The following is a 23,680-nucleotide window of genomic DNA, read 5'->3' on the forward strand; positions in this document are numbered from 1 at the left end:
CGGGGCGGGCGGCGTCCCCTGGCGACAGGAGGCACACGTGACCGAGATCCGCCGTGCGGTACTGACCCTGCCGGGCGTGCCCCTGGGCCCGGACAATCCGCTGCCGCCGCTGCGGCCACTCGACGAGATGCACGAGGTCGACGAGCGCGCCAAGGACGACATGCCGCTCGACATGGCCCGGCAGGTCGGCTACCGGCCGCTGCGCAGCGTGCTGCCCGAGCGGATCCGCGACGGGTACGGGCGCGACCGGGAGCCGGTCGACCTGGACACCATCGTGATCGAGAACGACCGGCTGCGGGTGACGGTGCTGCCGGGCCTCGGCGGTCGCATCGCATCCCTGTTCCACAAGCCGACCGAACGCGAACTCCTCTACCGCAACCCGGTGTTCCAGCCCGCCGACTTCGCGCTCAACGGCGCCTGGTTCTCCGGCGGCATCGAGTGGAACATCGGCGCGACCGGCCACACCGCCCTGTCCTGCGCGCCACTGCACGCCGCGCGCGTGCCGGCCCCCGACGGCGGGGACATGCTGCGCCTGTGGGAGTGGGAACGGCTGCGCGACCTCCCCTTCCAGGTCGACCTGTGGCTCCCCGACGGCTCCGACTTCCTGTACGTAGGGGTACGCGTCCGCAATCCGCACGAGAAGCCCGCGCCCACCTACTGGTGGTCCAACATCGCGGTGCCCGAGGAGCACCGGGTGCTCGCGCCGGCCGACGAGGCCTGGTACTTCGCGTACGAGCAGACGCTGAGCCGGGTGCCTGTGCCGGAGCACGGGGGAGTGGACCGCACGTACCCGCTCAACAGCGAGTTCCCCGCCGACTACTTCTACGAGGTCGAGGACGGGCGGCGCCGCTGGATCGCCGCGCTCGACGACGCCGGGCGGGGCCTGGTGCAGACGTCGACCGATCTGCTGCGGGGCCGGAAGCTGTTCGTGTGGGGCGCGGGGACGGGCGGGCGGCGCTGGCAGGAGTGGCTGACCGAGCCCGGCACGGGTGGCTACTCGGAGATCCAGGCCGGTCTCGCGCGTACGCAGTTGGAGCACGTACGCCTGGAACCGGACGGGGAGTTCAGCTGGCTGGAGGCGTACGGGCCGCTGTCGGCGGACGCCGAAACCGTGCACTCGACCGGGAGTTGGGCTCGTGCGGTCGACGAGGTGGAGCGGCGCCTCGAGGACGCGCTTCCGCGTGCCGACGTCGACGCCGCGTACGAGGCGTGGCGGGCCTGCGCGGACACGGAGCCGGGGGAGCGGCTCGCCGTCGGCTCCGGGTGGGGTGCGCTCGAAGTGCTGCGTGCGGGGCTGAAGTTGACGGGGACGCCGTTCGACGAGTCGACGCTCGGTGAGGCGCAGGCGCCGTGGCGCGAGCTGCTCGAGTCCGGTGACCTGCCGGAGCAGCGCCGGGTGGGGCCGCCCGGGCCCACCCTGGTTGCTCCGCCCTGGCGGGACATGCTGGAGACGGCGCCGGCCCGGCCGCAGTCCGAGTACCACCTGGGCATCGCGCAGTGGCATGCGGGCGATCGGGCGCAGGCCGTACGCAGTTGGGAGCGCGGGCTCGAACTGGCGCCCTCGCAATGGCCGTTCCTGCGCTGCCTCGCCGTGGCCGACGCGGCGGACGGCAACGTGGAGCGCGCTGCGGACCGCTACGCCGAGGCCTTCGACGACCTGTGCGCGGAGCGGCGCGACGAGGGGGAGCGGTGGCTTGCGGCGTGCGGGGCCCTCGGGCGGGAGGCAATCGGGGCGTTGCTTGCGGTGGGGCGGGTGAGGGTGGCCCGGGGTGTGTGGGACCGGCTGCATCCGGCTACGCGGGAGCGGGGGCGCTTCCGCTTGATCGAGGCGCAACTCCTGTGTGCGGAGGGCGACTTGGGCGCGGCCCGTGCGATCTTCGACGAAGGCTTCGAGGTGGCGGACCTCCGTGAGGGGGCGGAGACGCTCGGCGAGGTATGGGCGGCGGTGGCTCCGGCGGGGGAGCCGTTGCCGCGGCGCTACGAGTTCCGCATGCGGCCGGATTCGACGCCGTCGTAATCGCCGCGCGGCACCGGGGGCCGGGGCGGAGACCCGTGGCGTGGGGGCGAGGGGCCGCCACGCCACGGGGTGGCTAGACCAGTTCCCCGTTGCGTGCCACCACGTGGCCCCCGTGCACGACCACGTCCCGCTGCGGCATGTCCACCACGACCTGCGGCACGCACTCCCCGCGCAACAGCACAAAGTCCGCCGGGTCCCCCGACTTGAACTCCACCCGGGGCAGCCCCATGACATCCGCACCGCCATGCGCCCCCGCCGTAAAGCACGCGGCAAGCTCATCGTCGAGGCGTACATCGGTGACCCAACCGAGGAGGTGCGCCCGGTGCAACATGTCCGCGTTGCCGAACGGGCTCCAGGAGTCCCGCACCCCGTCCGACCCGAGCCCGACCCGCACCCCGTGCTCCTTCAGCTTGGCGATGGGCAGCACCAGCTCCGCACTCGGCGCGACCGTGGTCAGGGCGATGTCCAGGTCCGACAAGTCCTCTGCCATTGCCGCCAGTTCGGCATCCTTCAAGAGCGGCAGGCAGAAGACGTGGCTCACCGTCACCTTGCCCCGCAGCGACAGCGACCTCGTGCGCTCGATGATGCCGCGCAGCACCTTCGTGCCCTTCTCGTCGCGGTCGTGGAGGTGGATGTCGACGCCGACGCCGTAGCGGTCCGCGAGGTCGAAGACCAGGTCGAGCTGCTCGTCCATCGCGTTGTCGAAGCTGATCGGGTCGATGCCGCCGATCATGTCGACGAGCCCGTCCCGCGCCGCCGTCCGCAACAACTCCGCGGTGCCCGGTGTGCGCACCACCCCGTGCTGCGGGAACGCCACGATCTGTACGTCGAGCGCGTCCGCGAGCCGGTCTCGCGCCTGCGCGATGCCCTCGACCCCGGCAAGGCCGTACGCGGGCGCCACGTCCGCGTGCGCCCGCATCGCGCGGGTACCGCGGGTCACCGCGTGTGCCATCAGGCCGTACGCCCGCTCGCCGACCGGGCGCTTCTGCGTACGGAACACCTCGACGTCCTGCTCGCAGTAGTCGGCGATGCCGTCCGCCGGCTTGCGCGAGATCCAGTCGCTGCCCCAGGTCGTCTTGTCGGGGTGGATGTGCGCGTCCACCAGGGACGGCAGGGCGATCCGACCGCCACCGTCGACGATCTTCGCGTGGGCGGGGGCGGGTCCGTCCGTGAACTTCCCGTCTACCACGGTCAGATCCACTGACTCCCGGGCGCCGAAGGGCCGGACGTCACGGAAGACCACGGCCTTGCCGGGACGACGGGCCTCCGCGGCCTGCGCCTGCGCCTGTTCCTGCTCCTGAGACTGTGCCTGCGCCTGTGTTGCCGTCGCTCCAAGGGCCGCTCCGCCGATCGATGCCGCACCCGCGAGGACGCCGCGCCGGGACAGGGGAGGAGTCATGCCGTTCTCCTTCGTTCGAGGGGGAATGCGAGGGGAAGGTGACTGTGCGAGTGAAAGTGACTGGATCGGTGATGGGGAAGGTGGCCAGGTAGGTGACCGAGCAGGTGGCCGCGTCCTCCGCTCAGACCGCGATGCCCGAACGCACCACGCCCACCGGCTTCTTGAGCACCGACACATCGGCCAGCGGGTCGCCGTCGACCAGCAGCACGTCACCCGCGCTGCCGCGCGCGAGGCGGCCCACGGTGCCCTCGAGGCCGAGCAGCTTCGCCGCGCCCGTGGTGGCCGTACGGATCGCGTCGAGCGCGCTCAGCCCCGCCGAGTGCATCAGCTCGACCTCGCCGCCGATCGGGTCCACGGTGCCGCCGGAGGAGTCCGTGCCGGCGGCCAGCGGCACACCCATCTCGTGCGCGGCCAGCGCCGCCTTCTTGAGCAGCGGCAGATAGGTGCGGCCGCGCTCGTCCAGGACGGGGTCGTCGGAGCCGATCATGCCCGCGATGGCGCCGAGCGTCGGGGTGAAGAACGTGCCACGGCGGCGCATCTCGGCCAGCGTGCGCTCACTGACGAACGCGCCGTGCTCCAGGGAGTGGATGCCCGCGACCACCGCGTCGTGGCAGCCCTTTTCGCTGTAGCTGTGGCAGAGCACGCCCTTGCCGCCGCGCTTGGCGGCCGCGACGATCTCGGACAGCTGCTCGCGCGAGTAGACCTGCTCCAGCGGGTCCTGCTCGGCAAGGCCCGCACGCTCGTTGACCCGCGTCTTGATGACGTCGGCGCCGCGCTTGAGGTTCACCTCGACGACGCGGCGCAGCGCCTCGGCGGACCGCACGCCGTCCTTGAGGCGGGCCAGCGGGGTGAGGTCCGGGTCGCCGAGGACCGTGTCGCCGAGGTCGGGCGTGACGAAGATGCCGGCGGCCTTCAGGCGGGGCGCCAGTTCGGGGGCCTGGCGGGCCAACTCCCGTACGGCGATGTCCTGGTAGAAGTTCGTGGAGCCGCTGCGCGCGCTGGTGGCGCCCTTGCGGACCGCGTCGAGGGCCTCGGTCGCGGTGTTGAGGTGGATGTGCGCGTCGACGAGTCCGGGCAGCACCCAGCGGCCGTGCGCGGCGAGGCGCGGCACGTCCTTGGGCACGTCGACGCGGCCACGGGCGCCGGCCGCGCGCACCACGCCGTCGCGGATCACGACGACCGCGTCCTCGGTCACCTCGCCGGTGGCCGGGTCGAGCAGGGTGCCGCCGTCGACGACCAGGTCACCGGCGCGGGGCGCGGCGGCCGGGCGGCGGGGTGCGGCGGATGCCGTGGCCGCGCCGGAGCCGAGGGCGGTCGCGGTGCCCGCGAGCACGGCGGACGCGGCGAGGACGCCGCGGCGGGTCAGTCGGCTGGACGGCGGCTCGGCGGGCTCGACGCACATGGGGGCTCCTGGCGGGGATCTACGAGATGAGCTGGCCCGCCTTTTTGTATACCAAGCCCGAGCGCGCGACAAGGCCGCCCCTGCCTATGCGGCTAAAGGTCCTGTTTGTGCGGCGAGCGCCCCGCAAGTGCCCGAGGGTTCACTCGCCCCCGGTATACAAAGTGCTGTCGCCGAACAACGACCTCAACGCGACCGCCCGACTGTCCCTGACATGCAGCAGCGAGCTCGCCGCCGCCAGCTCCTCGTCGCCCGCCGCGATGTGCCGGAAGATGTCCGCGTGCTGCGCCCGCATGTGCGCGGGTTCCTCGCGCAGCCCGAACAGCAGCTGCAGCTGCCAGCTCAACTGCTCCATCGTGCGGGCGAGCAGCGGGTTTCCGCCGAGCGCCACGATCTCCTCGTGGAACTCGGTGTGCGCGGCCACCTCGCGGGGGCCCTCGTCGGCCGCGGCCGCCCGCTCGGCCCGGTCGAGGCAGGCGCGCAGCGGCTCCAGGGAAGGCGGGTCCTGCGCCGTGAGCGCCCGCGCCGCGAGCCGCGAGGCCTGCACGGCGAGCGGCTCCCACACCTCGTACAGATGACGCACATCGGTCCGCTCCAGGCGGCGCACCCGCACGCCACTGCGCGGCAGCAGTTCCAGCAGGCCCTCGGCGACGAGCGCGCGCAGCGCCTCCCGCACCGGGACCCGCGACATCCGCAGCTCCTCGGCGACCTCCCGCTCCACGAGCCGCGCGCCCATCGGGTAGCGGCGGTCCACGATGCGCTGCCGCACCGCCTCCCGCGCCTGTGCGCTCAGGGACGTACGCCCCTCGTCCGACCCCGCCGTGCTGCCCGCCACGTGCACCGTCCTTCGCCCGTCGTGCCCCGGGCGAGGATACGTGCCGCGCCGCCGGTCAGGCCTGTGCGGCGGATCCTTCGGGCTGTACCTGACGGTCCACGTACTCGAAGACCGAGCCGTCGGGGTGCATCGCGATCAGATTGCGGCCCGCCGGGCTCGGCACCGGGCCCGCGATGACCTTGGCGCCGGAGGCGGCGAGCAGCGTGCCGGCCTGTTCGACATCGGCGACCGCGATCGTCGCCGCGACCTTGCGCAGCACGTCGATCTCCGCCTTGGGGCCGCTCATGAGCAGGAAGCAGCCGACCGCGGCCACCGAGACCCCGCCGCGCTCGAACCGCAGCGCTTCGCTGCCAGTGAGGTTCTCGTAGAACGTGACCGAGGACTCCAGGTCCTCGACGCAGATGCGCAGCGTGGTTCCCAGGATTTCCATGGGGAGGAGCCTAGTCGGACGGGCCGGGGGCGCGTGATCGTTTCACGGAAGCGGGCGCGACGGCCGTCGTTACGCGGCGCGGGGCACGGGTACCCGGCGCGCATGGAACGCATGGGCGAACACATCAACGAGCAGTTGGCCGACGAGCTGGCCGGACGGGTCACGCACGCCGTGCGCGAGTCGCTGCGCGAGGAGTTCACCGCGAGCATGCGGGCGCAGCGCCGCAGGGCCATCCTGTACGCGGGAGCCGGCGCCGCCGCGCTGTACACGGGGGCGGCCGTGGCGCTCGCGATCGGGCTCGTCCTTGCCCTCGGCATGCCGGACTGGGGTGCGGCCCTGGTGGTCGCCGTGGTGCTTGGCGTCGCGGCGTACGTGCTGCGGGGTGCGGCGCGGCCCGGACGGCCCCCGGCGCCCGACGCGCCGCCGATGCCGACCACACCGCCGACGCCGGGAGCATGAATACAGTGAGCCGATCCCGAGTCGTCGTTGTCGGTGCCGGGTTCGCCGGATACCGGGCCGCCCGCATGCTGACGCGGGTGGCCCGCGACAGGGTCGACGTCACCCTGCTCAACCCCACCGACTACTTTCTCTACCTCCCCCTCCTGCCGCAGGTGGCCGCGGGCGCGCTCGAGCCGCGACGGGTGACCGTGTCGCTGTCCGGGACGCTGCCGCACGTGCGGCGTGTGCTCGGTGAGGCCGACGGCGTGGACCTCGACGGGCACGTCGTCTCGTACACGGACCCGGAGGGCGGGCGCGGCACCCTGGAGTACGACCGCCTCGTCCTGGCCGTTGGCAGCGTGAACAAGCTGTTGCCGGTGCCGGGTGTCGCCGAGCACGCGCACGGCTTCCGCGGCATGCCGGAGGCGCTGTACCTGCGGGACCATGTGACCCGGCAGATCGAGCTCGCCGCGGCCGCGGACAGCCCGGAGGAGTGCCGGGCCCGCTGCACCTTCGTCGTGGTCGGCGCCGGCTACACCGGCACCGAAGTCGCCGCGCAGGGGCAGCTGTTGACCGACGCGCTGGTGAAGAAACAGCCGCTGCCCCACGGGATCCGCCCGCGCTGGATGCTGCTCGACATCGCGCCGCGCGTCCTGCCGGAACTCGACCAGCACCTCTCCCGGACCGCCGACAGCGTGCTGCGCCGGCGCGGCGTCGAGATACGGAACAGGACCTCCGTGAAGGAGGCCACGAAGGCCGGAGTCCTGCTGGACGACGGCGAGTTCGTCGACACTCGTACGCTCGTGTGGTGCGTCGGCGTCCGTCCCGATCCGCTCGTCGCCGAACTCGGGCCGCCCCTCGAACGCGGGCGGCTGCTCGTCGACCCGTATCTCAACGTGCCCGGCCACCCCGAGGTGTTCGCGTGCGGCGACGCGGCCGCGGTGCCCGACCTGGAGAAGCCGGGCGAGTACACGCCGATGACCGCGCAGCACGCCTGGCGGCAGGGGCGCGTCGCGGGTCTGAACGTCGCCGCGTCCCTCGGCAAGGGTGAGCGCCGCGAGTACCGGCACAAGGACCTCGGCTTCACCGTCGACCTCGGTGGCGTGCAGGCCGCCGCGAACCCGCTCGGTATCCCGCTGTCGGGTCCGCTCGCGGGCGCCGTCACCCGCGGCTACCACCTGGCCGCGATGCCCGGGAACCGGGTGCGGGTCGCCGCGGACTGGCTGCTCGACTCCGTACTGCCGCGCCAGGCCGTCCAGTTGGGCCTCGTCCGCTCCTGGTCCGTGCCGCTCGACACGGCCTCGCCGGAGCTGGCCCGCGTACCCGATGGCAGCCGCGACGACCACAGTCGCGACGACTACAGCGGTGACGACCACAGCCGCGACGAAGGCAGCCGCGACGAAGGCAGCCGCGACGAAGGCAGTCGCGACAAGCAAAAGGCAGAACAGCACGACCAAGGAGGTGCCTCGTGACCACCACGTACAGCGACGCCGACCTTCAGGCACTCGGGCAGCAGTTGAGGGTCGACTCGGTCCGCGCGGCCGACGCGGCGGGTTCCGGGCACCCCACCTCGTCGATGTCCGCCGCCGACCTGATGGCCGTCCTCCTCGGCCGGCACTTCCGTTACGACTTCGACCGCCCCGCCCACCCCGGCAACGACCGCTTCGTCCTCTCCAAGGGGCACGCCTCGCCGCTCCTCTACTCGGCGTACAAGGCGGTCGGCGCGATCAACGACACCGAGCTGCTCACCTTCCGCAAGCAGGGCAGCCGGCTCGAGGGGCATCCGACGCCGCGGCGCCTGCCGTGGGTCGAGACGGCCACCGGATCGCTCGGCCAGGGGCTCCCCGTCGCGGCCGGCATCGCCTGGTCGGGCAAGCGGCTCGACCGGGTCGGCTACCAGGTGTATGTCCTGTGCGGGGACAGCGAGTTGGCGGAGGGGTCGGTGTGGGAGGCCGCCGAGTACGCCGGGTACGAGCAGCTCGACAACCTCACCGCGATCGTCGACGTCAACCGGCTCGGCCAGCGCGGACCCACCCGGCACGGCCACGACCTCGATGCCTACGCCCGCCGTTTCAAGGCCTTCGACTGGCACACCATCGTCATCGACGGGCACGACGTGGCGGAGATCGACCGCGCGTACGCGGAGGCCGCGTCGACCGTCGGCCGGCCCACGGCGATCCTCGCCCGCACCCTCAAGGGCAAGGGCGTCGCTGCCGTGGAGGACCGCGAGGGCGCGCACGGCAAGCCGCTGCCGGACGCCGCGGAGGCGATCGAGGAGCTGGGCGGCGACCGAGGCGTACGGGTGTCGGTGCAGGAGCCGCCCGCCGCGCGCGTCCTGCACGCGGTGCGCAGCGGACGCCTCGACCTGCCGCGCTTCGACGTCGGCGACGAGGTCGCCACCCGTGATGCCTACGGCCAGGCGCTCACCGCTCTCGGTTCCGCGCGCGGCGACGTCGTCGCGCTCGACGGTGAGGTCGGCGACTCCACGCGCACGGAGATGTTCGCGAAGGAGCACCCCGAGCGGTACGGCGAGCTCTACATCGCCGAGCAGCAACTCATCGCCACGAGCGTGGGGTTGAGCGCCCGTGGGTGGCTTCCGTACGCGGGTACCTTCGCGGCGTTCCTCACCCGCGCGCACGACTTCATCCGCATGGCGTCCATCAGCGGGGCGGACATCAACCTCGTCGGTTCGCACGCGGGCGTCGCGATCGGGCAGGACGGCCCGTCCCAGATGGGCCTCGAGGACCTGGCGATGTTCCGCGCGATCCACGACACCACCGTCCTGTACCCCTGCGACGCGAACCAGACCGCCCAACTCATCGCGAACATGGCCGACTTGACCGGCATCCGCTACCTGCGCACCTCGCGCGGTGCGGCGCCGGTGATCTACCCGCCGCACGAGGAGTTCCCGGTGGGCGGCAGCAAGGTGCTGCGCTCCGGGGACGGTGACCGGGTGACGGTCGTCGCGGCGGGTGTCACGGTCCATGAGGCGCTGAAGGCGGCGGACGAGCTGGCCGCGGCGGGCATTCCGGTCCGCGTGATCGACCTGTACTCGGTGAAGCCGGTCGACCGGCGCACTTTGCGGGAGGCGGCGCGGGCCACCGGGTGTCTGCTGACGGTGGAGGACCACCGGGAGCAGGGCGGCATCGGGGACGCGGTCGCGGAGGCCTTCTCCGACGGGGAGCCGGCTCCGCGGTTCGTGCGGTTGGGGGTTCGTACGATGCCGGGGTCTGCGACGCCGGGGGAGGAGTTGGCGGCGGCGGGTATCGATGCGGCGGGGATCGTGGCGGCGGTCGGCCTGTTGGTCGAGCACGCGGTGACGTCATGATCCCGTGGTTACGCCCCTGGGGCTCCGCCCCAGACCCCGCGCCTCAATCGCCGGCGGGGCTTAAAAGATCGGGGCTCTGCCCCGGACCCCGCGAGTCTCGTCCCAGAGCGGGGCTTGAAATATCAAGCCCCGCCGGCGATTGAGGCGCGGGGGCCGGGGCAGAGCCCCGCGGCCGTAATGCCGGTGCAGCGGATCAGGAAGGAGGCCCCCCAAGACGGACCACCGTGACGTGGAAGTTCAGCGGCCCGTGCGACGACACCGCCACCCTGATCTTCCTCGTCGACCAGGCCGCCCTCACCCTGCACCGCTGGCTGTCCCGCGTCGACGACATCGACCACCCCGACCGGCTGGTCTTCGACCTTGACCCGTACGAGGACGGGAACGGGGACGACTTCGAGGCGGTGCGCGAGGCCGCCCGCCAACTGCACGCGCTGCTGTACGAACTGGGCCTGCCCAGCGCCCCGATGGCCACCGGCTCCCGCGGCGTCCACGTCGTCGGCAGGGGCCGCTCGCTCGGCCCGGCCTGGAGCAAACTCCGGTCACGGTAGGGGAGTTGAGGTTTGCTTCGGGGGGTTGTGGAGACTCGGTGACCGAGGCTGCCATGACATACACAAAGAAGACGCAAGCGTCGTCGGAGCGAGAGCCCGACGACGAAGAGACCACCGAGGCGGGCGGCGCACCAGGCCCGATGGAAGTGCTGCGCGAGGCGCGCACTCAGCTGGCGGAGCTCACCGGGATGGCGGCCGAGACGGTGTCGTCCTTCGAACGCACCGAGGACGGCTGGGAGTTGGAGATCGAGGTGCTCGAAATGGCCCGGGTCCCCGACACCATGAGCCTGCTGGCGAGCTACCAGGTGAGCCTGGACCCGCACGGCGTCCTGACCGGCTACCGGCGCATCCGCCGCTACGAGCGGGGACGCTCCGAGTCGGCACACGGCCAATAGGCCCCCGCGCCCCGCCTCGAACGACCGCGCATCGCACGCTGCGCACTACACAGACCTACACAGACAGGGAGGGCCGGCCTTCATGACCGTTGTCCCCGCACAACAGTCAGGCGGCGGTGGTGGCACCAGCGGCCTGTACGACGTACTCGAACTCGTCCTGGACCGCGGGATCGTCATCGACGCGTTCGTCCGTGTCTCGCTGGTCGGCATCGAGATCCTGAAGATCGACGTCAGGGTCGTCATCGCCAGCGTCGACACCTATCTCCGCTTCGCCGAGGCCTGCAACAGGCTCGACCTGGAGGCCGGGCCGAAGCGCAGTCCCGGACTGCCCGACCTCGTCGGTGAGATCACCGAATCCGGCGCGCGCGGCAAGTCCAAGGGCGCGCTCTCCGGTGCCGCGCAGACCGTCTCCGACGCCTTCAACCAGGCGCGCGAGGAGGGGCAGGCGGAGCCGAGGCGGTCCGGTTCCGGCGGTCGCAGGCCGTCGACGAGCCGTCGGAAGGAGGAGCAGGAGTGAGCGGCACATACATCTACGGCATCGCGAGCACCGAACACCCCTCGCTGCCCGCCGGAATGGGCGGCATCGGTGAACCGGCCCGCGAAGTGCGCGTCGTGAAGGAGGGGCCGCTCGCCGCGATCGTCAGCGAGTCCCCGGAGAATCTGCGGCCCAAGCGCCGCGACCTGCTCGCCCACCAGAGCGTGCTCTCCGAGGCGGGCGGCGGGGGACCGGTGCTGCCGATGCGGTTCGGCTCCCTCGCCCCCGACGACGAGTCGGTGACGGCGGTACTCGCCGAGCGCGCCGACCACTACCTGGAGCGGCTGCAGGCACTCGACGGCAAGTCCGAATACAACGTCAAGGCGCAGCACGACGAGGAAGCAGTGCTGCACCAGGTGATGGTCGACAACCCCGAGCTCCGCTCCCTGACCGAGGCCAACAGGAAGTCGGGCGGCGGCAGTTACGAGGACCGGCTGCGGCTGGGCGAACTGGTCGTGTCCGCCGTGCAGACCCGCGAGTCCGAGGACGCCGTCGAGCTCCAGCAGCTGCTGGAACCCACGGCCGCCGCGGTGTCGACGGGGCCCGAGAGCACGGGCTGGCTGGCCAATATCTCGTTCCTCGTCGACAAGAAGGCGGCCGAGCACTTCCTCGCCGCCGTCGAGGAAGTGCGACAGAGCCACTCCCACCTCGACATCACCGTCCACGGGCCGCTGCCCCCGTACAGCTTCGTCGATCCGGGCCCTTCGGAGCCCGCGGCCACGGAGTGAGCCCATGGGCCTGATCTCGGAGGTACTGCTGCTGCCGCTCGCTCCGGTGCGCGGATCCCTGTGGGCCATGGAGCAGGTGCTCGCCGAGGCCGAGCGGCAGTACTACGACCCGGCGGCCGTACGGGCCGAACTCTCCCGCCTGGAAGAGAAGTTGGTGGCCGGTGAGATCGACCAGGAAACGTTCGACCGCGTCGAGGACGAGCTCCTCGACCGTCTGGAGGGACCGTGAACCGAACAGCGCTCGGCCTCGCGATAGGGGCCGGTTACGTCTTGGGACGTACGAAGAAGATGAAGCTGGCGATCGCCGTCGGCACGATGGTCGCGGGCAAGCGGCTGAACCTGAGCCCGCGTGCGCTCGGCGAGCTGGTGACCACGCAGTTGCAGAACAACCCGCAGTTCAAGGAGATCGGCGACCAGCTCCGTGAGGATCTGCGCGGAGTAGGAAAGGCGGCCTCGGGCGCGCTCGTCGAGCGCCAGATCGAGGGCCTCGCGGGACGGCTGCACAGCCGTACGCAGGGCGTGCGCGACCAGATCTCGGGCGTCGCCCCTGACGTGGACGACGTGCGCGACGCCGGGCGGGACGCCGGGCGGAAGGTCACCGGGGTCGTTCCTGGCTCCCGCGGCGCGGACGACGAGCCGGCCGAGGACGAGCCGTACGACGACGCGTACCCGGAAGAGGCCTCGTACGACGAGGACAAGGACCGCGACGACGCCTCGTACGACGATGCCGAGGACAGGAGCGAGGCCGCGGACGAGGACGAGGCCGAGAACCGGAGCGACGAAGGCGACGGCCGCCGTCGGCGGAGTCCCGCCCGGGCGAGCGGCTCCGGCGGGGAGAAGCGGGCCGCCACGGAGCGGGCCTCCGGCAAGGCGCCCGCCAAGAAGAAGAGCGCCGCCGCGAAGGCGACGGGCGGCGCGCGTGGCACCGTCAAGACCGGGCGCGCCGCGTCCGGCGCCGCGAAGGGAGGCCGGAGCCGTGGCTGACAACAACAAGGCCGGCACGGGGGCGATCGGCGGCCTCGCCCAGAGCGCCGCTGCGGATCACCTCAAGTCCGAACTCCAGGAGTACCTCGCCGCGCAGGCCCAGCGGCTGCTGATGGGCGCGGGTCGCCAGCTCGGCGGGGCGACGGTCAAGCTCAATGACATCGCCCAGGGCAACAGCCCCGGCTTCGCGAAGCTGGCGCTCGACGGCGGCCGCAAGCTCGCCGAGGGCAAGGGACCGGTGCGCAGCGCCGTGGAACTCGGCGCCGGACGCCTGAAGGACAACGTGAAGAACGCCTTCAAGGGGCTCGCGGGCGGCAAGGGGAAGAGCAAGGGCGGCGCGGGCAAGAAGCCCACCGTCATCATGGAGTTCATCGACGTGGGCGTCGATCTGCGGACCGCCTACGACCAGTGGACGCAGTACCAGGAGTTCAGCACGTTCGCGAAGGGCGTCAAGAACGCGAACCGGGCGGACGACACCACGTCGGACTGGCAGCTCAAGATCTTCTGGTCCAACCGGAGTTGGAAGGCCACCACCACCGAGCAGGTGCCGGACGACCGGATCCAGTGGACGTCGGAGGGTGCCAAGGGCACGTCGAAGGGTGTCATCTCCTTCCACCCGATGGCCGACCGGCTCACCCGGGTGCTACTGATCATCGAGTACTACCCGAAGGGCCTGTTCGAGAAGACAGGAAACATCTGGCGCGCCCAGGGCCGTCGGGCCCGTCTCGACCTCAAGCACTTCGCGCGGTTCGTGACGCTGCGCGGCGAGGCGAGCGACGGATGGCGCGGCGAGATCCAGGACGGCGAGGTCGTCCTCACCCACGAGGACGCGCTCGCCCAGGAGGAGGAGGCCGGCAAGCCCTCGGACGAGTACGACGCCGAGCACTCCGACTCCGAGGACGCCGAAGGGGCCGAGGGCTCCGAAGAGACCGAGGAGTACGGCTCCGAGGAGTACGACGACGAGGACTCCGAGCGCGGGCCCGAGGACTCCGAACCCTTGCCCGAGGAGGACGAGGGCGAGCTCGAGGACGAGGTCGAGGAGTACGAATCCGATGAGGAGCCCGATGACGAGCCCGAGCCGCCGGCCCGGCAGCGTCAGCGGGCCGGTGCCGGGGCCCGTCGATGACGACGGCGAGCCGACATCCGGAGCCGTTCGGGGGTGGCGGCGGGGCCAACCTCGCCGACATCCTGGAACGGGTCCTGGACAAGGGCATCGTGATCGCGGGTGACATCCGCATCAACCTGCTCGACATCGAACTGCTCACCATCAAACTGCGTCTCATCGTCGCCTCGGTCGACAAGGCCAAGGAGATGGGCATCGACTGGTGGGAGGACGACCCCGCCCTCTCCTCGGGTGCCCGCCGCAAGGAACTCGCAAAGGAGAACGCCGAGTTGAAGCAGCGGCTGGCCGAGCTCGAGGAGGGGAGCGGGAGCCGGCAGATCGAGGCGCGCGACGACGCGCGCGGCGAGAGGCGTGACGAGCGGCGCGGCGAGAGGCGCAGGGAGACCCGCGGAGACAGTCGAGGAGAGAGCCGCGGAGAGAGCCGCGGGGACAGTCGCGGAGAGGGCCGTGGCGAGAGGCGTACTGAGAGGCGCAACGAGAGGGGGACGGCGTGACCACCGACGAGCCGTACGAGCCGCGCGAGCTGCGCTACGTGTACGCCGTGTGCCACCCGCTCGACGCCCCGCTCCAGGCCGAACTCACCGGTGTGGCGGGCTCCCCGCCCCGGCAGCTCGAGCACCAGGGCCTCGTCGCGGTCGTCGGCTCCGTACCCGAACGGGACTTCGCCGAGGCGCCGCTCCACGCCCACCTGGAGGACCTGGACTGGCTCACCGAGACGGCCCGCGCCCACCAGAACGTGATCGCCGCGCTCACCACGGTCACCAGCCCGCTCCCGCTGCGCCTCGCCACGGTCTTCCGTGACGACGCGGGCGTACGGCTCATGATGGAGCAGGAGGAGCGGCGCTTCCGCGCGGGCCTCGACCGCCTCGCGGGGCGCGTGGAGTGGGGTGTGAAGGTGTACGTCGAGGAGCCCGAGGCCCCCGCGCCCGCCGCTGGGCCGGCCACCTCCGGCCGTGACTATCTGCGCCGCCGCCGCGCCGAGCGCACCGCGCGCGACGACACCTGGCGGCGCGCCGAAGGCTTCGCACAGGAGCTGCACGACGAGCTGTCCCTGCACGCCGCGCACACCCGCGTGCACCCGCCGCAGAACCCGGAACTCTCCCGCGTCAGCGGGCTGAACGTGCTCAACGCGGCGTATCTCGTGGAGCGTTCGGACGCCGAGGAGTTCGTGGAGCGGGTCGACGCGACGAAGGACCGCGAGCCGGATCTGCGGGTCGAGCTGACCGGGCCGTGGGCGGGCTACTCGTTCACGGCCGACGACGATGAAGAGGGGCAGACGTGACGGTCGTCGAACGGCGCGAGATCGCCCTGGTGGACCTCCTCGACCGGCTGCTCGCGGGCGGCGTCGTCCTCGCAGGCGACGTCACCCTGCGCATCGCCGATGTCGACCTGGTGCGCATCGATCTCAACGCCCTGATCAGCTCGGTGAACGAGCAAGTGCCCTCGCCCTGGCCGGAGGTGATGAACGATGAGTGAACGCCGCCGCATCGAACTGGAACCCGACACGGTCGAGCGCGACCTGATGAAGCTCGTCCTCACCCTCGTCGAGCTGCTGCGCCAGCTCATGGAGCGGCAGGCGGTCCGCCGCTTCGACCTCGGTGATCTGACGGAGGATCAGGAGGAGCGGGTCGGTCTCACCCTGATGCTCCTGGAGGACCGCATGGAGCAGCTGCGGGAGCGCTACGGGCTGCGGCCCGAGGACCTGAACATCGACCTCGGACCGCTGGGCCCGCTGCTGCCCCGCAGCTGAACCACCTTGTGGTCAGCGGTACTTGTGGCGTCAGCGGGGCTTGCGGCAGAGGATCTCTCCGTGCAGCACGCCGAACCACGCGTCCTCGTGCGTGCCCCACTCGCGCCACGCCTGCGACACGGCCGTCAGCTGCTCCGGCGTCGCGTGGCCGCCGCCCGTCGCCCGCTCGGCGTACGCGGTGGCCAGTGTGCGGTCCGCCCACAGCCCGCTCCACCAGGAGATCTCCTCGGGCGTCGAGTAGCACCAGTTGCCGGCGGAGCACGTGATGTCCTCCTGCGCGAAACCGGCCTTCAGGGCCCATGACTTGAGGAAGCGCCCGGCGTCCGGCTCGCCGCCGTTGGCGCGGGTGACCCGCTCGTACAGGTCCAGCCAGTCGTCCATGGCGGGCAGCCGCGGGAACCAGGAGAACGCCGCGTAGTCGGACTCCCGCACGGCGATGTACCCGCCCGGCTTCGTCACCCGGCGCATCTCGCGCAGCGCCTGCACCGGGTCGCCCACGTGCTGGAGCACCTGGTGCGCGTGCACGACGCAGAACGTGTCGTCCGGCCAGTCGAGCGCGTGCACGTCGGCCGTCGTGAAGTCGACGTTGGTCAGGCCCCGTTCGGCGGCAGTGGCGCGCGCCTGGTCCAGGATGCCCTCGGCGTGGTCGGCGCCGGTGACATGCCCGTCGGGGACCAGTTCGGCCAGATCCGCGGTGATGGTGCCGGGGCCGCAGCCGATGTCCAGGATCTTCATGTGTGGCTTGAGCGAGTCGAGCAGGTAGGCCGCCGAGTTGGCGGCGGTGCGCCAGGTGTGCGAGCGGAGCACGGACTCGTGGTGTCCGTGGGTGTATACGGCGGTCTCCTGAGGCATGACTCGGTCCCTTCGCGTACGGCGGACTGCCGGGGACGCCTGCCCCCGACGGTTCGATCACCGTACGCCCGTGAGCCGCATTGTGAGATAACCGTCTTGAATAGTGGACCGAGGGGGTTGTGGGATCGGGTCAGAGCACCGAGTGCGGCCGGTACACGCGCAGCCCCTCGTGCTCCTTGTCCACCCACAACTCCCCGCCGCACTCGGTGACTTCACCGTCGAAGGCGAGCGGGGTGCCGGGTGCCACGCCGTCCACCCGCAGCCGCGTCAGGCGGGTCGCCGTGTGGAACGGCGAGCGGGACAGCGGCCCCGAGAGGGCCGCCGCGAGCAGCCGCACGCCGGGCAGCCGGCCGCCGTCCACCGTGCGCACGTCGAGCAGGCCGTCGGCCAGGTTCGCGCGCCGGCCCGCGGTGAGGCCCATCCGCCGGTACGTGCAGTTCCCGGCGAACAGCAGCCACAACGGCCGCTTCCTGCCCTGCAGTTCGACGCTCAGCGGATGGTCGCGGCGCAGCACGTACATGGCCCCCACGACATCCGCGAGCCGCCCGCCGACCCGCCCCGACCAGCGCTCCCGCTCCCGCACCAGCTCCGGATAGGCGCCCAGGCTCAGGGTGTTGAGGAAGATCCCGGAGCCGTGCCCGGACGAGAAGCGGCCCACGTCCACGGCGACCGCGTGACCGCCCTCGACGGCGCCCACCAGATCGCCGGTGTCCTCGATGCCGAGGTCGTACGCGAAGTGGTTGAGGGTGCCGCCGGGCAGCACCGCGAGCGGCAGATCGTGCCGGAGCGCCACGCGCGCGGCCGTGTTCACGGACCCGTCGCCGCCCGAGATGCCGAGCGCGCGGGCGCGCGGCGCCGCCTTCTCCAGCTGCTGCTCGAGGTCGCCGCCGGTGCACTCGATGTATTCGGCGAGGGGCAGCGCGTCCCGCAGGGCCCGCACACGCTCCGGGGTGCCCGCCCCGGTGTTCACGACCATCACGAGGCCCTCGCCGCCCGGCAGCGCCGGCACGTCGTCCACCAGGGGGCGGCCCGGCGCCGGCAGCTGGTCGCGGGTAGGCACCAGACCGCGTACGGCGAACGCCGCACCCGCGCCGAGGGCCGCGCCCGCGAGGACGTCGGCGGGGAAGTGGGCGCCGGTGTAGACGCGGGAGGCCGCCACGGAGAAGGCCACGGGGGCGACGAGCGCGCCCAGACCACGGGACTCCAGGGCCACGCCCGTCGCGAAGGCCGCGGCGGAGGCCGAGTGCCCGGACGGGAACGAGGTCGTGAACGGCTGCCGCTTCAGCCGGCGGACCAGCGGCACCGGGTCGAGATCCGGCCGCGCCCGGCGCACCGAGCGCTTCCCGAGGGTGTTGATGGTCGCCGAGGCGAGCGCGAGAGAGGCCACTCCGCGCACGGCGGCCCGGCGGGCGCGCGGCGATCCGGACACCGCGAGGGCCCCGCCCACCGCGAACCACAGCACACCGTGGTTCGCGGACTTGCTCAGGCGCGGCAGGATCCGCTCGGCGCCCGGCCAGTTCGCTCCCGCGGCGAACTCGAAGACGCGCAGATCGAGTGCGGCGAGCCGGGCGCGCAACGTCGGGGGCGCGGGTGGCGTCGAATCAAGGAGGGGACCCGAGGTGAACGGCTTCAGCGAATTCATGGACTTCAAATTCAGTGACTTCAGGGGCGACATGCGTGACTGGTACCCCGGCGAGGGGTCCGCATCCGGTGCGCTCAGGCCAATTCGTTTGCCCGTCACCCGCACGGGCGTCCAGAATGCGGGATCATGGGACATCTGGAAGCGGCACATCTTGAGTACTACCTCCCCGACGGGAGGGCGCTGCTCGGCGATGTCTCGTTCCGGGTCGGCGAGGGCGCGGTCGTCGCGCTCGTCGGGCCGAACGGAGCGGGCAAGACGACCCTCCTGCGACTGATCTCCGGCGAGCTGCGGCCGCACGGAGGCTCGGTCACCGTCGGCGGCGGCCTCGGCGTGATGCGCCAGTTCGTGGGGTCTGTCCGTGACGAGACGACCGTCCGCGACCTCCTCGTATCGGTGTCCACGCCGCGCATCCGGGAGGCGGCGAAGGCGGTCGACGAGGCCGAGCACCTGATCATGACCGTCGACGACGAGGCCGCGCAGATGAGCTACGCGCAGGCCCTCTCCGACTGGGCCGAGGCACAGGGCTACGAGGCGGAGACCCTCTGGGACATGTGCACGACGGCGGCGCTGGGCATGCCGTACGACAAGGCCCAGTTCCGCGAGGTGAGCACCCTCTCGGGCGGCGAACAGAAGCGCCTCGTCCTGGAGGCGCTGCTGCGCGGCACGGACGAGGTCCTCCTCCTCGACGAGCCGGACAACTATCTGGACGTCCCCGGCAAGCGCTGGCTGGAGGAGAAGCTCCGCGAGACCCGCAAGACGGTCCTGTTCGTCTCCCACGACCGGGAGCTCCTCGCCCGCTCCGCGGAGAAGATCGTCAGCGTCGAGCCGAGCCCCGGCGGGGCCGACGCGTGGGTGCACGGCGGCGGCTTCGCCACGTACCACGAGGCGCGTCGCGAGCGTTTCGCGCGCTTCGAGGAGCTGCGGCGCCGCTGGGACGAGAAGCACGCGCAGCTGAAGAAGCTTGTGGTCAATCTGCGGCAGGCGGCTTCCGTCAGCCACGAAATGGCGTCCCGCTACGCGGCGGCGCAGACGCGGCTGCGCAAGTTCGAGGAGGCGGGCCCGCCGCCGGAGCCGCCGCGCGAGCAGGACATCACGATGCGCCTGAAGGGCGGCCGCACCGGCATTCGGGCGGTGACCTGCGAGAACCTTGAGCTGACCGGCCTGATGAAGCCCTTCTCGCTGGAGGTCTTCTACGGCGAGCGGGTCGCGGTCCTCGGTTCGAACGGCTCGGGGAAGTCGCACTTCCTGCGGCTGCTCGCGGGCGACGACTCCGTGGGGCACACGGGAGCGTGGAAGCTCGGTGCGCGTGTGGTGCCGGGGCACTTCGCCCAGACCCACGCCCACCCCGAGCTCCAGGGCCGGCCGCTCCTCGACATCCTGTGGCGCGACCACGCGAAGGACAAGGGGGCGGCGATGTCCCTGCTCCGTCGCTACGAGCTGACGGCGCAGGCGGAGCAGAAGTTCGAGCGGCTGTCGGGTGGCCAGCAGGCCCGCTTCCAGATCCTGCTGCTCGAGCTCGAGGGGGCGACCGCGCTGTTGCTGGACGAGCCCACGGACAACCTCGACCTGGAGTCGGCGGAGGCGCTTCAGGAGGGCCTGGAGTCCTTCGACGGCACGGTCCTCGCGGTCACCCACGACCGCTGGTTCGCCCGCGCCTTCGACCGCTACCTGGTCTTCGGCTCGGACGGCCAGGTCCGCGAGACCCAGGCCCCGGTCTGGGACGAACGCCGAGTGGACCGCGCCAGGTAACGGGGCTCCGCCCCGGACCCCGCTGCTCAATCGCCGCAGGGGCTTGATAGCTCAAGCCCCTGCGGCGATTGATGGATCAAGCCCGATCGCCGGTGGGCATTTCCAGCCCCGCCGGCGATTGAGGCGCGGGGTCCGGGGCAGAGCCCCGCGGCCGTAACCGCTAGTGGGTCCAACGCAGCAGCGCGCCGAGGCCACCCGCCGGCCCCGCAGAGGGATCCGCTCCGGACACGGACAACGCCCCCGCCCCACTCGCGGCAGCACACCGCATGAGGGCGTCGTCGGCCCGCGCCGACACCACCTCACCCGCGCCGAGCGCCTCCGCGTCCGTGCGCCGCACGCCCAACTGGTCCGGGCTGTCGCCCACCCACACCTCACGGTGCGCGTCGGGCCCGTCCGAACGGATCAGCAGCTCCGCGATCCGGTGCTCACGCGCCGCGTCCACCAACGCCGGCACGCCCTCCGCCGCCGCTTCGCCCTGACCGCGCGCCTCGGCGAACAGCGCCAGGTCGTGCGCGGCGCGCTGCGCCACCTGCTGGGCCCTGGCCTGTTCCAGCTCGCTGTCGAGGAGCCGGCTCTCCGCCCCGTGCCGGGCGCGGACGACCGAGCCGTGCAGGTCGGCGGGGAGCCGGTCCCGTACGGCGGCGCACTCCCGGTCCTCGCCGACCAGGACGACGAGATCGGCCCGGGTATCGGCCTGGCAGCGCGCCAACGCCCCGGCGATCTCACCGTCGTTGTGCTCCCAGGTGTGCTCGCCGCGCGCGGAGCGCAGTTCGAAGTCGGCGCCGGCCTGGTCGACGTACGCGACGAGGCACAGCGGGTCCTCGCCCGCGAGGTCGAGCAGCGGCGTCGTGTGCGGCAGCGCCGCCCAGCGCGCCGATGTCCGCCCCGGCGGGGTGCTCAGCGGCGGGTCGAGGACGACCTCGCCGTCGCGTGCGAAGAAGGCCCGGCCGACCGGTTCGCGCGAGTGCCGCAGGTCCTCGACCGCGGCCCGCATCGCGTGACACGTCGCCTCGTCCGCGCCGGCCGCGGCGAGCGCGCGCTGCACCCCGAGCGCCTCCAACGACCGCTCGTCGGGGGTGGATTCGTTGTGCCGTGACGTGTCGACGTACACGGAGGCCCAAGGGCCGGGTTGATTGCACAGGGGGTTGAGAAACGCCAGGTCCATGGCTGCCTCCCGAAAGTCGTGGGTCCGGTAGTCGTGGGTCCGGTGCGCCTCAGACTCCGCTGACCTGCTTCAGCAGCGCCGCGTCGAAGGCCTTGAGGTCGTCCGGGCGGCGGCTGGTGACCAGCACGTTCGGTCCGGCCGTGCAGACCTTCACCTGCTCGTCGACCCAGGTGCCGCCCGCGTTGCGGATGTCGGTGGCCAGGCTCGGGTACGAGGTCAGCGTGCGGTCGCGCACCACGTCGGCCTCGACCAGCGTCCACGCCGCGTGGCAGATCGCCGCGACCGGCAGGCCCCGGTCGAAGAAGTCCCGTACGAACGCGACCGCTTCGGGGTCCGTGCGCAGCTGGTCCGGGTTGGCCACGCCGCCCGGCAGTACCAGCGCGTCGAAGCCGTCCGCCGACGACCCGAGGGACGCCACCGTCTTGTCGACGGGAAACTTGTCCGCCTTGTCGAGGTGGTCGAAGGCCTGGATCTCACCCTGCTTGGTCGATACGAGCACGGGTTCGCCGTCCGCGTCCCGCACCGCCTGCCAGGGGTCGGTCAGCTCAATCTGCTCGGCCCCTTCGGGTGCCACCAGGAACGCGATCCGCATCGTCGGTCAACTCCCTTGCTACGTAGTGCTGTTCGGTGCTCTCGGGATGCTCTGGTCGGGGTCGGGGGCGGGCCGGGGTCAGGTCGGCGTGCCGCGCGCCCAGCCGTCCGGGTCGGCGCCGCTGATGTCGGCGAGCGCGGACGCCGGGTCCTGGGTCAGCGCCAGATCGCCCAGGCTGACCATCCCGACGGCCTGCCCGTCCTGCACCACCGGCAGGCGGCGCACGGCGTACTCGCGCATCAGCGCCACCGCGGCGGACACCTCGTCGTCCGGGCCGATCGCCACCGGATGCGGAGTGCACACCGCCTCGGCGCTCACCGTGAGCGGATCGGCCCCGTCGGCGACGGCCCGCAGCGCGATGTCCCGGTCCGTGAGCACGCCCACGACCTGCATCTCGTCCGCCACCAGTACATCCCCGATGTCCTGCGCCCGCATCAGCTGGGCGGCCTCGACCAGCGAGGCGTCGGGGCGTACCGCGACCACGCCGGGCGTCATGACTTCCCTCACTACATCGGCCATCGCATTAGGCCTTCCTGCATCTTCGGGTGCACCGGGATCCCGGCCAGGTACCCGACCGACCCGGAGCCAATCCCGCTCATTTATAAGGGCTTCCTCTCCTCCAATGGCTCGGCGGTGCACGACGCGTACCCGACCGCTTCGCGGTGACACCTGGCGGTTTGCCCGCGCGGGGCAGGGGGACCCGCGCGAACATGCGGGTCCGGCCCATTGAGGGCACGAAGGGGCGATGTGTTTGCGGCCATGCCCCAGGGGCAGGCGAATGACAGTGCTTCGGACAGGAGGCACGTCCGTGGGAGGGATACGACCGCGTCGTATCCGGTCGATCCGCAGGATCGCCCCGGGTGTGTCCGACAGTCTGTGCGGGCGCTACTCCCACGGTGACCACTGAACCCAAGGCACCCTTCAGGGAGTTGCGACCAGATGCGCACGCGTACCAGCTCACCCCAGAACTCGGTGAAGCCCGGTGGACGCCACCCGCACGATGACGCCCCCGACACCGCCGAGGCCTTCGCCCAGATGTCCGACATGCCCGACGGTCCGGAGCGCGATGAACTGCGCCAGGAGGTCGTCGAGGCCTGGCTGCCGATGGCCGACCGGCTCGCAGGGCGTTTCCGCAACCGCGGCGAGGCGTACGAGGATCTGCGGCAGGTTGCCGCTCTCGGCCTGGTCAAGGCCGTGGACCGATACGACCCGGAACTCGGCAACGCCTTCGAGAGCTACGCCGTGCCCACCGTGACCGGCGAGATAAAGCGGCACTTCCGCGACCACATGTGGACGCTGCACGTGCCGCGCCGCGTCCAGGACCTGCGCAACAGGGTCCGGTTCGCACAGCAGGAACTCTCCGCGACCATCTCGGGGCGCGCCCCGACCCTCGCGGAGATCGCCGAGCACGCCAACATGACCGAGGACGAGGCCCGTAGCGGCCTGGAAGCGCTGGAGAGCTTCACCGCGCTCTCCCTCGACGCGGAGCTGCCCGGCAGCGAGGACGGTTACTCGCTGTCGGACGCGCTCGGCGTCGCGGACCCGGCGCTCGACATCGTCGTCGACCGCGAGGCCGTCAAGCCGCGGATCGCGGCGCTGCCGGAGCGCGAGCGGGAGATCCTGTACATGCGGTTCTTCGGCGACATGACACAGAGCCGGATCGCCGAGCAGCTCGGCATCTCGCAGATGCACGTGTCCCGGCTGATCAGCCGCTGCTGCGACCGCCTGCGGGACCAGGTTCTGGCGGACGCCGCATAGGCCCGTGCGTCGG

The 23,680-nt window shown here is 71.9% G+C and carries 24 protein-coding genes and 2 pseudogenes; 17 read left to right on the forward strand and 9 right to left on the reverse strand.

The annotated features are described in order from the left end of the window. Positions 1-37 precede the first annotated feature (37 nt). Positions 38-2,017, forward strand: a complete 1,980-nt coding sequence (locus tag OG746_RS16880) for a DUF5107 domain-containing protein (protein ID WP_266715436.1) — start codon at positions 38-40, stop codon at positions 2,015-2,017. Positions 2,018-2,090: 73 nt separating this feature from the next. Here OG746_RS16880 and OG746_RS16885 read toward each other — a convergent pair whose 3' ends face one another. The 4 genes from OG746_RS16885 to OG746_RS16900 all read right to left on the reverse strand — a co-directional run bounded on the left by OG746_RS16885 (position 2,091) and on the right by OG746_RS16900 (position 6,080). Continuing rightward, a complete protein-coding gene (locus OG746_RS16885; protein WP_266715437.1) occupies positions 2,091-3,416 on the reverse strand; it encodes an amidohydrolase in 1,326 nt (441 codons plus the stop codon). 121 nt (positions 3,417-3,537) lie between these two features. Continuing rightward, a complete protein-coding gene (locus tag OG746_RS16890; protein WP_266715438.1) occupies positions 3,538-4,818 on the reverse strand; it encodes an amidohydrolase family protein in 1,281 nt (426 codons plus the stop codon). 139 nt (positions 4,819-4,957) lie between these two features. Then, complete coding sequence (locus OG746_RS16895; RefSeq protein WP_266715439.1) at positions 4,958-5,650, reverse strand: GntR family transcriptional regulator; 693 nt, start codon at positions 5,648-5,650, stop codon at positions 4,958-4,960. Positions 5,651-5,705: 55 nt separating this feature from the next. Further along, complete coding sequence (locus OG746_RS16900) at positions 5,706-6,080, reverse strand: VOC family protein (RefSeq protein WP_266715440.1); 375 nt, start codon at positions 6,078-6,080, stop codon at positions 5,706-5,708. Positions 6,081-6,182: 102 nt separating this feature from the next. On the opposite strand from OG746_RS16900, the gene OG746_RS16905 reads away from it, so the two are divergent. The 14 genes and pseudogenes from OG746_RS16905 to gvpK all read left to right on the forward strand — a co-directional run bounded on the left by OG746_RS16905 (position 6,183) and on the right by gvpK (position 15,909). Further along, complete coding sequence (locus OG746_RS16905) at positions 6,183-6,539, forward strand: phage holin family protein (RefSeq protein ID WP_266715441.1); 357 nt, start codon at positions 6,183-6,185, stop codon at positions 6,537-6,539. A gap of 5 nt (positions 6,540-6,544) precedes the next feature. Further along, positions 6,545-7,990 carry an NAD(P)/FAD-dependent oxidoreductase gene (locus OG746_RS16910; protein WP_266715442.1) on the forward strand — a complete coding sequence of 482 codons (1,446 nt, stop codon included), beginning with the start codon at positions 6,545-6,547 and terminating at the stop codon, positions 7,988-7,990. After that, on the forward strand, positions 7,987-9,846 hold the full coding sequence (locus OG746_RS16915) for a transketolase (protein WP_266715443.1): 1,860 nt from the start codon (positions 7,987-7,989) through the stop codon (positions 9,844-9,846). The genes OG746_RS16910 and OG746_RS16915 overlap by 4 nt, the downstream gene beginning before the upstream one ends. A 248-nt stretch (positions 9,847-10,094) precedes the next feature. Continuing rightward, positions 10,095-10,343: pseudogene (ligD, locus tag OG746_RS16920) on the forward strand (non-homologous end-joining DNA ligase LigD); the annotation flags it as partial. 104 nt (positions 10,344-10,447) lie between these two features. Next, positions 10,448-10,789, forward strand: a complete 342-nt coding sequence (gvpO, locus tag OG746_RS16925) for a gas vesicle protein GvpO (RefSeq protein WP_266715444.1) — start codon at positions 10,448-10,450, stop codon at positions 10,787-10,789. Positions 10,790-10,871: 82 nt separating this feature from the next. Beyond that, positions 10,872-11,306: a gas vesicle structural protein GvpA gene (gvpJ, locus tag OG746_RS16930; protein ID WP_266715445.1), complete on the forward strand. Its 435-nt coding sequence runs from the start codon at positions 10,872-10,874 to the stop codon at positions 11,304-11,306. After that, positions 11,303-12,052: a GvpL/GvpF family gas vesicle protein gene (locus tag OG746_RS16935; protein WP_266715446.1), complete on the forward strand. Its 750-nt coding sequence runs from the start codon at positions 11,303-11,305 to the stop codon at positions 12,050-12,052. Before gvpJ (OG746_RS16930) ends, OG746_RS16935 begins: the two co-directional genes overlap by 4 nt. Before the next feature lie 4 nt (positions 12,053-12,056). Further along, a complete protein-coding gene (locus OG746_RS16940; protein ID WP_266715447.1) occupies positions 12,057-12,281 on the forward strand; it encodes a gas vesicle protein GvpG in 225 nt (74 codons plus the stop codon). Next, complete coding sequence (locus OG746_RS16945) at positions 12,278-13,036, forward strand: DNA primase (protein WP_266715448.1); 759 nt, start codon at positions 12,278-12,280, stop codon at positions 13,034-13,036. The genes OG746_RS16940 and OG746_RS16945 overlap by 4 nt, the downstream gene beginning before the upstream one ends. Beyond that, a complete protein-coding gene (locus OG746_RS16950; protein WP_266715449.1) occupies positions 13,029-14,162 on the forward strand; it encodes an SRPBCC family protein in 1,134 nt (377 codons plus the stop codon). The genes OG746_RS16945 and OG746_RS16950 overlap by 8 nt, the downstream gene beginning before the upstream one ends. Continuing rightward, positions 14,159-14,458: pseudogene (gene gvpJ / locus OG746_RS45620) on the forward strand (gas vesicle protein GvpJ); the annotation flags it as partial. The gene OG746_RS16950 and the pseudogene gvpJ (OG746_RS45620), both read left to right, overlap by 4 nt. Before the next feature lie 191 nt (positions 14,459-14,649). Next, the gene (locus OG746_RS16960; protein WP_266715451.1) at positions 14,650-15,441 is read left to right on the forward strand and encodes a GvpL/GvpF family gas vesicle protein; all 792 of its coding nucleotides are present in this window, start codon (positions 14,650-14,652) and stop codon (positions 15,439-15,441) included. Next, the gene (gene gvpJ / locus OG746_RS16965) at positions 15,438-15,635 is read left to right on the forward strand and encodes a gas vesicle protein (RefSeq protein WP_266715452.1); all 198 of its coding nucleotides are present in this window, start codon (positions 15,438-15,440) and stop codon (positions 15,633-15,635) included. Before OG746_RS16960 ends, gvpJ (OG746_RS16965) begins: the two co-directional genes overlap by 4 nt. Next, positions 15,628-15,909: a gas vesicle protein K gene (gene gvpK, locus OG746_RS16970; protein ID WP_266715453.1), complete on the forward strand. Its 282-nt coding sequence runs from the start codon at positions 15,628-15,630 to the stop codon at positions 15,907-15,909. Before gvpJ (OG746_RS16965) ends, gvpK begins: the two co-directional genes overlap by 8 nt. Before the next feature lie 30 nt (positions 15,910-15,939). Here the strand turns inward: gvpK and OG746_RS16975 are convergent, their stop codons facing one another. Together OG746_RS16975 and OG746_RS16980 are read right to left on the reverse strand one after the other, a co-directional pair. Beyond that, positions 15,940-16,761 (reverse strand): class I SAM-dependent methyltransferase, encoded by an 822-nt coding sequence (locus OG746_RS16975; protein ID WP_266715454.1) that lies wholly within the window; start codon positions 16,759-16,761, stop codon positions 15,940-15,942. Between the two features lie 130 nt (positions 16,762-16,891). Further along, positions 16,892-18,403: a bifunctional phosphatase PAP2/diacylglycerol kinase family protein gene (locus OG746_RS16980; protein WP_266715455.1), complete on the reverse strand. Its 1,512-nt coding sequence runs from the start codon at positions 18,401-18,403 to the stop codon at positions 16,892-16,894. 126 nt (positions 18,404-18,529) lie between these two features. Between OG746_RS16980 and OG746_RS16985 the strand changes: the two genes are divergently transcribed. Next, positions 18,530-20,152 carry an ABC-F family ATP-binding cassette domain-containing protein gene (locus tag OG746_RS16985; RefSeq protein WP_266715456.1) on the forward strand — a complete coding sequence of 541 codons (1,623 nt, stop codon included), beginning with the start codon at positions 18,530-18,532 and terminating at the stop codon, positions 20,150-20,152. A 160-nt stretch (positions 20,153-20,312) separates the two neighbouring features. Here OG746_RS16985 and OG746_RS16990 read toward each other — a convergent pair whose 3' ends face one another. From OG746_RS16990 to OG746_RS17000, 3 genes are all read right to left on the reverse strand, one after another. Beyond that, positions 20,313-21,317, reverse strand: a complete 1,005-nt coding sequence (locus OG746_RS16990) for a baeRF2 domain-containing protein (protein WP_266715457.1) — start codon at positions 21,315-21,317, stop codon at positions 20,313-20,315. Positions 21,318-21,366: 49 nt separating this feature from the next. Next, positions 21,367-21,909, reverse strand: coding sequence for a type 1 glutamine amidotransferase domain-containing protein (locus OG746_RS16995; RefSeq protein WP_266715458.1), 543 nt, complete (start codon positions 21,907-21,909; stop codon positions 21,367-21,369). Between the two features lie 78 nt (positions 21,910-21,987). After that, positions 21,988-22,428, reverse strand: coding sequence for a CBS domain-containing protein (locus OG746_RS17000; protein WP_266715459.1), 441 nt, complete (start codon positions 22,426-22,428; stop codon positions 21,988-21,990). A gap of 420 nt (positions 22,429-22,848) precedes the next feature. On the opposite strand from OG746_RS17000, the gene OG746_RS17005 reads away from it, so the two are divergent. Beyond that, entirely contained in the window at positions 22,849-23,667 is an 819-nt protein-coding gene (locus tag OG746_RS17005) for an RNA polymerase sigma factor SigF (protein ID WP_266715460.1), read from the forward strand. The last annotated feature ends 13 nt before the right edge of the window (positions 23,668-23,680 follow it).

The organism is Streptomyces sp. NBC_01016, from assembly GCF_026341035.1.
GTDB lineage: Bacteria > Actinomycetota > Actinomycetes > Streptomycetales > Streptomycetaceae > Streptomyces.